This is a genomic window from Congregibacter sp. (genome assembly GCF_047617445.1).
Lineage (GTDB): Bacteria > Pseudomonadota > Gammaproteobacteria > Pseudomonadales > Halieaceae > Congregibacter.
In genome coordinates this window covers 1-12,223 of record NZ_JBLGBE010000095.1, presented here as the reverse complement: position 1 = coordinate 12,223, position 12,223 = coordinate 1, and the positions used below count along the sequence as shown (strand labels likewise).

Annotated in this window: 6 protein-coding genes and 1 pseudogene; 2 read left to right on the top strand and 5 right to left on the bottom strand. The window is 54.0% G+C overall.

What is annotated here, in order from left to right:
• A pseudogene (pgi, locus tag ACI9KD_RS15420) lies at nucleotides 1-313 on the bottom strand (glucose-6-phosphate isomerase); the annotation flags it as partial.
• A gap of 207 nt (nucleotides 314-520) precedes the next feature.
• Between pgi and ACI9KD_RS15415 the strand changes: the two are divergent.
• Nucleotides 521-1,798, top strand: coding sequence for a cytochrome P450 (locus tag ACI9KD_RS15415; protein ID WP_414982063.1), 1,278 nt, complete (start codon nucleotides 521-523; stop codon nucleotides 1,796-1,798).
• A gap of 169 nt (nucleotides 1,799-1,967) precedes the next feature.
• Here ACI9KD_RS15415 and ACI9KD_RS15410 read toward each other — a convergent pair whose 3' ends face one another.
• The 3 genes from ACI9KD_RS15410 to ACI9KD_RS15400 all read right to left on the bottom strand — a co-directional run bounded on the left by ACI9KD_RS15410 (nucleotide 1,968) and on the right by ACI9KD_RS15400 (nucleotide 10,166).
• A complete protein-coding gene (locus tag ACI9KD_RS15410) occupies nucleotides 1,968-4,640 on the bottom strand; it encodes a TonB-dependent receptor domain-containing protein (RefSeq protein WP_414982062.1) in 2,673 nt (890 codons plus the stop codon).
• 113 nt (nucleotides 4,641-4,753) lie between these two features.
• The gene (locus ACI9KD_RS15405) at nucleotides 4,754-8,566 is read right to left on the bottom strand and encodes a hypothetical protein (protein ID WP_414982061.1); all 3,813 of its coding nucleotides are present in this window, start codon (nucleotides 8,564-8,566) and stop codon (nucleotides 4,754-4,756) included.
• A gap of 286 nt (nucleotides 8,567-8,852) precedes the next feature.
• On the bottom strand, nucleotides 8,853-10,166 hold the full coding sequence (locus ACI9KD_RS15400) for a M20/M25/M40 family metallo-hydrolase (protein ID WP_414982060.1): 1,314 nt from the start codon (nucleotides 10,164-10,166) through the stop codon (nucleotides 8,853-8,855).
• Between the two features lie 228 nt (nucleotides 10,167-10,394).
• On the opposite strand from ACI9KD_RS15400, the gene rmf reads away from it, so the two are divergent.
• Nucleotides 10,395-10,595, top strand: a complete 201-nt coding sequence (gene rmf / locus ACI9KD_RS15395) for a ribosome modulation factor (protein WP_414982059.1) — start codon at nucleotides 10,395-10,397, stop codon at nucleotides 10,593-10,595.
• A gap of 86 nt (nucleotides 10,596-10,681) precedes the next feature.
• On the opposite strand, the gene ACI9KD_RS15390 is transcribed toward rmf, so the two are convergent.
• A partial coding sequence (locus tag ACI9KD_RS15390; protein WP_414982058.1) for an NAD-glutamate dehydrogenase domain-containing protein occupies nucleotides 10,682-12,223 on the bottom strand: 1,542 nt, incomplete at its 5' end.

The window sequence follows — 12,223 nt, the reverse complement described above, 5'->3', positions numbered from 1 at the left end:
GTCCCGAGCGGTCCCGAAGCGCCGTATGAAGTACTGCACGATTTTCCGTGCGATTTATACGTTCACCATTAAAGAGGCCCGAAATCCTGGCCGTGAGCCCACACTGCTCTGCTAATTCCAGCAACTGCTGCAAACCCGCTCGAGAAACGTGATTCTTCGAATAATCGAGATACAAACCGGCGGCCTCTAGTGAGAAGTCTCCGGCGCGCTCGCCGTCATCCTCAAAGAGCTCGAGAATCGTCACATCGCCAAGACGCTCATGCTCACCCCTTAAGGCATCCCAGGCCGCCCTACCGCTGTCTTCGCTCGCCATATTGTTTGCGCCCCAGACGTCGTCTATCCCCAATGATGCAATAGTAAACGCTTGGACGCTAAAGCGCGTAGGGGACTCTCAACTTTAGGGTCCGATACTAAGGAAACTGTCACTTTTTTAGAACAATTTAGCGCCTGTTACAGGGCATGGCCGTGACGCCTCACTTTGCATACAATCAACGCTAATAATCACAACAGAGGCTTTTCTATGAACGCACCCGCGCCATCGACCCCAAAAATACCCGTGCATGATCCAGAGCAGGTCCACGTTGATCCCTACTCTGTGCCCCTGGAAGAGCTCGACGTATCAAACCCCTATCTTTTTGAAGCCGATGTGCAGTGGTCATGGTTTAAAAGATTGCGCGACGAAGCACCGGTGCACTTCTGCGCAGAGAGTGAGTTTGGCCCCTATTGGTCCATAACGCGCTACGAAGACATTATGACCGTAGACACCTCGCATAAAATTTTCTCCTCAGAGCCGGCCATAACAATTCGTGACCAGGCTGATGACTTTCAGCTGCCCATGTTCATTGCCATGGACCGGCCCAAGCACGACATCCAGCGTAAAACCGTTAGTCCTACTGTCGGTGCCGACGCCTTGCGCTACTTTGAGCCGATCATGCGTGAAAGAACCCGCGATGTGCTGGACAAGCTGCCCGTTGGCGAGCCCTTTAACTGGGTTGAAAAAGTCTCCATCGAGCTGACCACGCGTATGCTAGCGACGCTCTTTGACTTTCCCTATGAAGAGCGCAGTAAATTGACCTGGTGGTCAGACATGACCACGACCCTGCCCGGCCAGGGAATGGTCGAAACTGAAGAAGAATGGAAGCAGGAGATGCTAGGCTGCCTGGAGTACTTTATTGGCCTTTGGAATCAGCGTGCGAAGGAACCACCTTCAAATGACTTCATCTCACGACTTGTACACGGCGAAGCCACCAAAGACATGGAGCCTATGGAGTATCTGGGCAACCTGCTACTACTCATCGTAGGCGGCAACGACACTACACGCAGCACCATGAGTTCCAGCGTGCTATGTCTTGATAAAAATCCTGAGCAATTTGCCGAAATGAAAGCCAACCCCAGTCTGATTCCCGACATGGTTGCTGAAACCATCCGCTGGCAGACACCACTGGCTCACATGCGCCGCACGGCTCTGGAAGACACAGAGCTTGGCGGTCAGACTATTCGCAAGGGCGACAAAGTGGTTATGTGGTACGTCTCGGGCAATCGCGACGAGCGTATATTTGACAATCCAAACGACTATGACATCCATCGTGAAAATCTGCGCAAACATCTTTCCTTTGGCTTCGGCATTCATAGATGTATGGGGAATCGTCTTGCAGAAATGCAATTGCACACCCTCTGGGAAGAAATTCTCGAGCGCTTCGATCGCGTGGAAGTTGTCGGTGAACCCGAAAGAACACTGTCAGTGTTTGTGAAAGGTTACAAAGGCCTCGAGGTTATCCTGCATCCCAAGACGCAGTGAAGAAAGTGGGGCTAGCACAACTAGCTCCTGCCCTGGAATCGTGAAAAAAAGGCGGCCAGTAAATACTCGCCGCCTTTTCATTTTCATTTGCCTTAGCTGTGTTCGCTGGCCTTGTGTTTCTGCTTCAGCGGATTAAGCACCCAAGGTGTCCCTTGGGTATGCAAACTTTTTAGAAGTTCAGCCGCAAGCCCGCCGAGTAGGTAATACCCAAGTTGTACTTTTCAAAGATCTGCCCGCCTTGAGTCCACTCTATGGGTTCGTCGAACAAGTTGGCCGCCTTCAACTCCAGCTCCAAGCTGCTCCCCAGCATGTCAAAATCCTCAATGGTCCAACGAAAAAGCACATCAACACGACCTAGCCCTTCTTGAATCACATCGGGATCGTTGAGTGATCCCACCAAAGCGATTCGCTCTCCCGTGTAGTTGTAAGCAATGGAGGCGATGATGCCCCGCGCCTGATCGTCGTAAGACAGCAGAATGTTGCCGAGATAATCAGACTGCCCCGTAAGCGGGCGGGTAGGAGCATTTAACTGCGCTATGTTCCTGCCACCGGTAATCGGCACGTCGGCGGCAGTTTCGTCAGCGCCTAGCAGCGTGACCTCAGAATCGATAACAGACACATTGGCCGACAGCGTAAACAGGTTTAACCAATTTTCATCCCAGCCCTTGCTTTCGACCCCGAACCAGTTAGCCATGCGAAGTTCTTTACGAAAATCGTATTCAACACCCTGAAGATAGGCTTCTTCGGCGTTAAACCACGTGAAGATATCGTTCTGCGCCTGAACCTTGCCCTGTTCAATGGGGTTGGTGAAGTCTTTATAAAAAGCACCAAAGCTCATGCTATCAGAGTTACCGAAGTACCATTCCCATCGGAAGTCGTAGTTCGTCAACTCCGCGGGCTCCAAAAACACGTTTCCACGGTAGAGCTGAAAGTTTTGCGGATTACGTATTGTGGTGCCGGTAATCTCTAACAGACTGGGGCGATTCACCGTCTCTGACCAAGCAAGGCGAATCTGCATGTTCTCAATGAACTCGTAGGTCAATGATAGTGATGGCAAAACGTCATCGTACTGCTGCTCTACCGCATTCACCGTCGCCTGCTCGGTGTTCCCTCCCCAAGCGTCAGCATTGAGGGTGATGTCTTCAAACCTCACGCCACCTTGCAAGCGCACTCTATCGGTAAGCTGGGCGTCAAATGATCCATAGTAGCTGCTTACCTCTTCGCCGGATTCAGCGAGAGGGAAGATTCCTGCGGCGTTCGCTGCACCTGCCGTAAAGTCGCGCACGGTGACCCAATTCTCGGCAAAGTTCTCGCGCTGAAACAGCTGCTGGGGAAACATGATCGGCACGTAGTCTGGCGTGTCGGTGGTCAGATCAAAACGAAAAAGACGGTCGTCGCTTTCACGAGTCCGTTCGTAATAGCCCGCGCCACCATTTACCGTAACGTCGATGTCACCGATATAAAAAGGAATACTAAAGTCAAAACCAAAGTCACTGAGAGAGTCATCTAAACGCGCATAGTTGCGTTCCGGCGCCTGGAACACCTCCCTTAAATCTCCCGCCGCCTGCCTGTTAGGAGTCACCACCTCCAGTATACCGTCGCGGTTTTCCGCGTAGGTATAGGTGCGGGTATCGGGGGAGTCGCGAAACGCCGCGCCATCCACCATGCGCCAGGTAAACTCCGCATCGTTAAAAGCAGGAATGAAGTGCTCACCGGATAACTGCCAAGTCTCTATCTCGTTGTCAGTCCACTGCAAACGAATGTTCTGAGTAAAGGTGCCGTCAGTCACATCATCCTCGGATGACAGACCCTTGTTCTGCTGCGTCTCATCTTCCGTTTGACGCATCAGGGTGTAGGTCAGATTGATAGAGTTGTTTGCGTCAATCTCGTAACCCAGTGTTGCAAAGCCGTTAAAGCCAATCACCTGCCGGGACGTCGTCTGGTCGTAGGCGACCGTTTGCCTGGAACCGCCGTCTACCCCTGTGAATTCATAACGCCGGAAGTCCGTAAAGCGATTCAACCATTGGTTGCTGTAGCGAAAGGAACCAATGAATCCGAGCGCTGACTCTTCGCCTATTTCCAGACGCTTGCCCAACTCAAGCTCACCGGTAAAGTTGGGTTTCATAGACTTCTCATAAACGTCCCAATTGTTAAAAAAGCTAGCGCCGAGGCCGCGTCGCTGTGGATCCACTACCGACTCAAATTCCTCGCTTGAGAGCTGCTGGATGTTCAACGGAATGTCGCGCGTACCGTCGTCCCAGCCCCAATTATCTTCGCTACCGCCTTTATAATAAATTCCATCGCCGCCGGTCGTTTCGGAGTTACCACCGATAGACAGTTTGATATTGGCGTAGTCCTCCTGGGGCGTACTCTTGGTGCGGATATCGATAACACCACCAGAGAAGTCGCCAGGGTAATTTGCTGAATACGTCTTTTGTACAAGCAGACTCTCGACAATCTTGTTAGGAATAATATCCAGGGGCACAGTCTTCTGAAAAGGTACCGGGCTGGAGATACGCGTGCCGTTGAGCAACGTGGAGGAGTAGCGTTCACCCAAGCCGCGAACATAAACGTACTTGCCGCCAACCAGACTTAGACCGGTCACTCGCGATAGAGAGATTCCGATGTTCGTCTCACCTAGCTTGGATAGATCTTCCACATCAAGGATGTTAGAAATCGCTGAAGTGTCACGCTTCTCGTCGGGAATAAATTCCCCCAGAACAAACACCTCCTCGATCTCCAAAGAAGGCGCACTGATACCACCTGCCTGGGCAGAGACCTGCGAGGCTAGGGGCGCGGAAGCCACAGCCACCGCAAGTGCCAGAGTGTTTCGTTTCATCATTACCTTTCGCCTTTGACCAATGCTGCACGAACTATTTCGCGCGCGTCCCCAGCTGGATTGTAAAAAGCGCCAGACCCATCGGGACCTGGCGCCGTCGCTCACTCGATACCTGATTACTGTCCGAAGACCCAGGTGCCTTTCCAGCTATCAAAGTCGGCTCCGATAACGCTATTTGACTCAAAAAACCCGTCGCTGGGTAATGCCCCTGCACTGGGTAAAGCAGCACCTTCGGTAACATTACTGCTATCCAGGAAACTTTGAACTGCAGCCTCATCATCACCTTCGTTGACCGTGGTGCAATTAAGCTGAACACCGTCAAAAGTAATGCCCGTGCCAAGGAGATTCAGCGACTCACCCTGGATTCGTAGACAGCTATCGCCACTCACGAGTGCAGAGTTAAACAAGAACAGGCCGGTTCCTCGACGTAGGCGAATAGCGCGTTGATCACTTCTTGCCGCAATGGTCATATTGGCGATAGATGGATTGGAGACTGGCGCAGCCAGCTCGTCACCTTCGCGGTTATCCGCCTCGATACCGTTGTCACCCGCATCTGTTTGCTCGATGTAAAGGTACTGCACACGGCCAGTCCAGCCATCGGTCCAATCCAACGAGTCATCAGCATTGCCAGTAAGAACCACATACTTGGCATCGACGGTGCCGCCAAAGAACTCAATACCGTCGTCCAGATTGTTGTGGACCTGCAGGTACTCGACAGTGGTTCCATTACCCACACCCTGGAATGCGATGCCGTTGAGCTGGTTCTCCGGGTCGACGTTTGAGCCGGCGTACTTAACGACGACATAACGTAGAGTTCCTGAGCTGTCATTAGGCTGATCACCGCCGAACAGTCCGGAGTTAGCCTCGCCTTCTTTAGTACAAGCTGCGGTTCCACCATCCGCACCCTCAGGACAGTCGTTGATCGGCGCAAAGCCGTTGATAACCAGCCCACCCCAAAGACCACGACTGTTGTCACTCACGGTGCCCTGAAGATCGGCTATCGCCGTCATAGTGACAGGCATTTCCTGGGTGCCATTGGCTTGAATCTCTGATCCTCGATTGATGACCAGGAAGTCTTCAGCATCGGCGCCGATGACCATCACGCCAGACTCTATGCTAAGGACTGCCGGTATGCCTTCGTCACCGATCGTCACTTTTCCATCAAGAATGTAGTTGCTGTCCCGCGTGAGGCTCAAGTCATTGGTGTAGGTGCCACTGAGAATGCAGGCTGTCTTGCCGCCCACGGTCTCCGCAGCTTCGGTAGTGCCCACGGGGCAGCCAAAACTCACACCCGAGTCTGGCATGCCTACGGTCCACCCCACGGTCCAATCTGTTGCATCGCTTTCAACCGCACCAATAAAGCTCGTGTCATCGAAGAAGGCGTCACCAGAGAGGTCCGCCGGCGCCGCTGCATTCGAACCTTCCGCAACATTACTAGCGTCAAGGAATGCCTGAACAGCCGGCACATCGTCGCCCTCATTCACAGTCGCGCAATCCAGGGTCACTCCATCAAAGATGATGCTCTCACCGAGCTGGTTCAGTGACTCGCCCTGAATGCGCAGGCAGCTATCGCTGTTTTGCACAACCGTGTTGTACAGCTCAAGGCCCGTGCCCCGGCGCAGACGAATAGCTCGCTCCGATGGGCTGCCCGTGATGGTCATATTTGCGATGCGAGGTGTAGAACGAGGACTGGCGTTTTCGTCGCCCTCTCGGCTATCGGCTTCGATACCATTATCCCCGGCATCGTCGGCTTGATCGATCACCAGATACTGTACCGAACCTTGCCAACCGTCGGTCCAATCGAGGGAATCGTCAGCATTACCGGTGAGCACGACATACTTGGCGTTGGTCGTACCTCCAAAGAACTCAATACCATCGTCTAGATTATTGTGGACCTGAATAAACTCCACCGTAGTACCTGAGCCTGTGCCCTGGAATGCGATGCCGTTGAGCTGGTTCTCGGGGTCTACGTTGGATCCCGCAAACTTCACCACAACGTAGCGAAGTGTGCCAGAACTGTCCGCGGCATCATCGCCACCATAGGTGCCGGAATTAGCCTCACCCTCTTTGGTGCAGGCAGCGCTGCCGCCCTCGGCACCCTCGGGACAATCATTGATAGGCGCGTTGCCGTTGATTACGAGTCCACCCCAAAGGCCTCTATCCGCAACGATATCAGCTGTGCCTTCGACGTCGGCGCGCGCGGTAAATACGATAGCTTGGGAAGCGGATCCGCTAGCAACGATCTGAGCGTTCTGCGAGATCACCAGAAAATCAAAGTTCGTTCCACCAAACACCGTAGTGCCGGGCTGGATTGTGAGCGAATTGCTGCTTGTTCCGTCACCGATGGTGACCTTGCCCACCAACTGGTAAAGGCTATTGTTAGTCAGTGACACATCTGCAGTAATCGTTCCTTCGATGTCGCACACCCGCATACCATTGATGGTCTCACCGTTGCCGGTGGTCCCGGCTGGGCAACCAAGATCTGGCTGACCCGGGTTATTCACAGATCCACCCAGGGTCCAGCCCTCTGTCCAGTTCTCGGCCCCGAATGCACCGACGAAGCCAGCGTCTTCCAGACGAGAATCCGCTGGAGTGACTGCGCTGACCTGATCACCGACCTGAGACACTTCCGATGCACTATCGAGATACGCTTCTACCGCGCCGTCATCGTCATTGCTATGCATGGTTGTGCAGTCGAAGGTTGTACCCGCGAAGCTAAGATCGGCACCCAACTTGCCCCGCGATGTGCCGTCGATGCGCAGACAGCTGTCTGATCCAGTTACGATACCGTTCCAGAACATGCCGCCGGTACCACGCCGAAGCCGTATGGAGTTCGCCACACTGCTGCCGAAGAATGAAAAGTTCGCAATCGCCGGCATCGCCACCGGAGAGGCCGCCTCATCGCCTTCGCGATTATCGGCTTCGATCACGTTATCCGCTGATTCGGTCTGCTCGACGTAAAGATACTGGATCGAACCCTGCCAGCCATCGGTCCAGTCCAGGGAGTCGTCCGCGTTACCGGTCAGGACGATGTACTTGGCGCTCGTTGTTCCACCAAAAAACTCAATACCATCATCAAGGTTGTTATGAACCTGCACGTACTCTACCGTCGTGCCCGAGCCCGTACCTTGGAATGCAATACCGTTGAGCTGATTTTCGGGGTCAACATTGGACCCTGCGTAACGAACCTGAACGTAGCGCAAGGTTCCTGAATTGTCCGTCGGGTCGTCACCACCGAAAGTCCCGGAGTTTGCTTCGCCTTCCTTCGTGCACTCTACGGTTCCGCCTTCCGCGCCCTCAGGGCAGTCGTTGATTGGCGCAAAGCCGTTGATCACCAGACCGCCCCAAAGACCACGATCATTGGACTCAGCCTCACCCGCAACGTCCGCGGCAGCAGTAAAGATAATCGGTTGCTCCGCCGTACCTTCCGCATCGATCTGAGCGCCCTGCTCGATAATCAGGAAGTCAAACTGAGAGCCGCCACTCAATACCGAGCCAGGAGCCATCTCCAAAACGCCGCTTGCTACGCGCAATGCACCGCCGGTGATTTCCAGAATAATATCGTTACCGACCAGAAGTCCCGTAGGAACCAAGACACCGCCTTCCAGCGCTGAAATATCCAACTCGAAAATCGGTCGACCGCCAAAGGCGTCACTGGCAGACTCGCCAGTCTCTGTAAACGCGCTCGCAAGGCTATCCGGGATAACCGTCGCAATGACGTCGCCGCCGATGCCTCCGCCATTCCCGCCACCGTTACCGCCGCCATTTCCGCCGCCATTCCCGCCACCGTTGCCGCCGCCGTCACCCACTACGGGCACCTCGACAACGATTACGCCCGGTGAAACGTTGTCCGAAGAGCCGCCACAAGCAGCCAGGAGCGTCGTGAAAGCCAGAATCAATGTGCGTTGCCAAATGCGTTCGCTAACCATCGTGTGCCTCGTTTGAATCAAAAGTGTGCAGCAACAAGCCGGCCCCGTGAGACCGCTGATTTGATCCGCGAATCCTAGACACGTCGTGTGACGGTTTTGTTATCAAAATATGACGAATTTGTGACAAAGCGGCGTCGCCTGAGCGTGCCACTTGAGCGATTTTATGCGGGGAACAGTGGAAGGTTCGAGCACCCACAAGGCGCTCCACACACCAGAGTCCGGGTATCAAGCGCCTGAAGATGCCTCACGAATAGGGTGTAGCCTTAGGGCGCCGGCGGTGGACTGCTTACTCCGTGGGAAAACTGATTTCGCCGTTTGCAATTCGATACAGCAGAATCGCAGCCCGCTGTGTCTGTTGTGGCAGTGTTCGCAGATCGGCAACTTCATCCACCGTATGGCCACCCTCTCCCATAAGACCTAGACCATCCAGCGCGGCATCGACACAACTCGCCGCAAAGGAAATATCAGCGGCGCCTGCGCGCCGAGGATCTACTGCCTTCACCGGACCATAGCCCAGCTCTTTGCTGATTACGCTGTAATGATTCAGCAAGGCGTCATTGCCCTTCGAAGGAGCCATGGGAGGATAGCCATGATTAAAACTGACCTCGGCACTGGTTTGAGTGAGATTCTCAGCCGCAATTTTGCGCATCAAAGATTCAGCGTGAGCGATTTGCTCGGGACTTATCGCACGCATACCACCGGTGACAATAGCACTTTGGGCGATCACGTTGTTCTTGCCAAACACCGTGCCACGCGTCGTGGCGCCATCATGATTAAGATCGGTACCCGCCATCACCAGACCCGGATTAAACGTCAGATTAGGAATACTCGACAGTGCTTCGCGCCAGGCATTGAGGATCCGGGCTGTTTCAAGTGCGGCACCAAACCCAATGTCCTCGCGAAATATTTGCGAGGAGTGCGCAGGCTTACCCTTGACGAGCAATTGCCATTCGCTGGAGCTTCTACGAGCAGTAACGGCCGTTGTTGGGTCTCCATCGCCGTCCTCAAAGCCCAGCGCAATGTCCGCCCAGTCGGCCGCTTGTATCAACTCTGCATTGGCCACCTCTAACGGACGGCCGCGAGACTCCTCATCACCCGTCAGCACTACACGCAGCTGTAGCTTATCCAAAACCCCTGCGTCTGCGAGCGCTTTGGCCGCGTACAAGATGATGACATCGCCGCCTTTCATATCGGTGATACCCGGCCCGGCAGCATGATGTTCATCAATCCGCGAAAAACGTTGGAAACTACTGTCTTTTGCAAACACTGTATCCAGATGCCCGATGAGCAGTACCTTGGGGCCTTGGGTTCCGTGCTCAGCTACCAGATGACCACCCCGCCCAAAGGCTTCGCCGTCGGTCCAGCGGGTATCGAAACCAGCGTCCTTAAACGCCTCCGCGAACAGCTCCCCTAGCGCTGTCACTCCGCCGGTGTTCATAGTGCCGCTATTGATGTTCACCGCACGCTCTAACAGTGCCAAGGCATCGGCCTGGCCACGGTGCACCGCCTCGCGAATGGCGTCCTCGGTCATATCAAAGGCAAGAGCAGGCGACAAAGCCCCCAACATCAAATAAACACTGAGCAGGCATCGGTACAGCATGGATAAATAGTCCTTATGACAGATCAGCTCCCATGGTGCCTTCAGCGCGTCACGATCACAAACCCTCTAAAAACATAGCTATACGCAGTCACAGACGAAAAAATGTGAATTCTTTATAGCAATAAGAGATATAAGCGCTTGTATTGGTAACAAAAAAATAGTAGCTCTCAGGCTTAGTCTCTGCTTATATGGACCTAAGCCCCTACGTTTCACATGAGAGGAATAGCGATGCGCCGACAGAAACGCGATATGACTGCTCGAGCTTACGAGCGTGGTTATCAGGCAGGAGTATCAGGTCGCAACAGTGAAAGCTGTCCACACACTACCGAACAACAACGCATCAATTGGATCGTCGGCTGGCGAGAAGGCCACGCTGACCAACTAGACGGACTCATTGGCGTATCGGGCGTACATCGCCTCCGCATGTAGTGACCCTCTGGCTCCCTAGCGAGCCAACACCACACATATTGTAAGTCCGAGACTAACCGCGCATCTTAACTGGGGCGGTTAGTGCTTTACGCTCGGCGACTGCTCTGAGCCAGATCCAGCAGTTCCCGGTTTGCCACCGCAAACATGGCAAAGTCCGGGGATGAGGTGGTATGCAGCTCTCCGAGCATGTCTTTCCAGCGCTTTAACAAGGCGCTCTCCTGCTCCTCCCACGCCGTTATGCAGCTCACTACATCACGGTCTTCACAACGCAGTCGCAAAACCCCCTCAGCCAGGGTGCACTGTTGCCACTGGAGATCCTCCATGTAAGCTTCCCGCGCCATAGCCTGCCACTCATTTTCGACCTTGCTGGCCAGCACCTGCGACCCAAACCAATCAAGCCCCAATCGTTCACCCAAGTGGTAATAGAGCGTTGCCACTTCCATGAGCTCATTATCGGTGTGCGTCGACACGTCCACGATGGCCAGCGCCGTAGCAGCATGCATACAGCCTGCAACCCGAGCCGCAGTCTCGGCGTTCACTCCAGCTTCACGGTAATCCTCCAAACGTGACTCGTATTGCTCTGCCGCACGACCGCGAAGCAGGTCCGGTAAAGCGAGCTGTAACTGACTAACGCCTGAGCAAAACTCCTTGACCATACTTGTGGGCGTAATCTGATGACGGCGATTACGGAGCACCCAACGAGTACCGCGTTTCACCAGTCGAATCACATCGAGCATCATCTCGATCTGTACATCCGAGGCCACCACGAAATCCAGAGCTTCAATACTCGCCCACAAAGATGTGATCTCGAATATTTCCATGACAGCCGTGTACGCTCGGGCGACATCCGCTACCGGAGCACCGGTGGCTTTTTGCTGTCGCAGCGCAAAGTTCAGGCCCATGCGATTAACAATGTCGTTGGCGACCTGCGTGCACATGATCTCCCTGCGCAGACGATGCTCTGCGAGATCTTCTGGATAAATCTCCAGAAGTCTTGGCGGAAACGCAGTAGACACTGCTTCTAGCAAATGAGCATCAGTGCCCAAGTCAGACTCGATCAACTCTTCTTTGAGAATCGCTTTGCTATAAGAAATAAGCACTGAAAGCTCAGGACGCGTAAGACCCAGATTCTGCGTCCGTCGATCAGCCAATGCATCATCACTTGGCAGAAACTCCAACTCACGGTCCAGGCGCCCTGAACTCTCCAAGGTCGAAATCAGACGACGGTATTCGCCGCTTCGCACCTGCGCCTCTCGCTCGGCTATGCTGATAGCCTGCACCTGACGATAGTTGTTGGCCAACACGAGTTGCGAAACCGACTCGGTCATATCCTCAAGCAACTGATTACGATGTTTCTCGGTGAGATCGCCGCGAGCAACAATCGCATCCAACAGAATTTTGATATTCACTTCGTGATCTGAACAATCCACTCCGCCTGCGTTATCAATAAAGTCCGTATTGGAGCGGCCCCCAAGCAGGGCATACTCTGTCCGGGCTAATTGCGTGATGCCCAGATTGCCGCCCTCTCCGATCACTTTGCAGCGGAGATCCTTCGCATTCACCCTCAAGCTATCATTCGCCTTGTCGCCTACATCGGTGTGACTCTCGGTACTACACTTCACATAGGT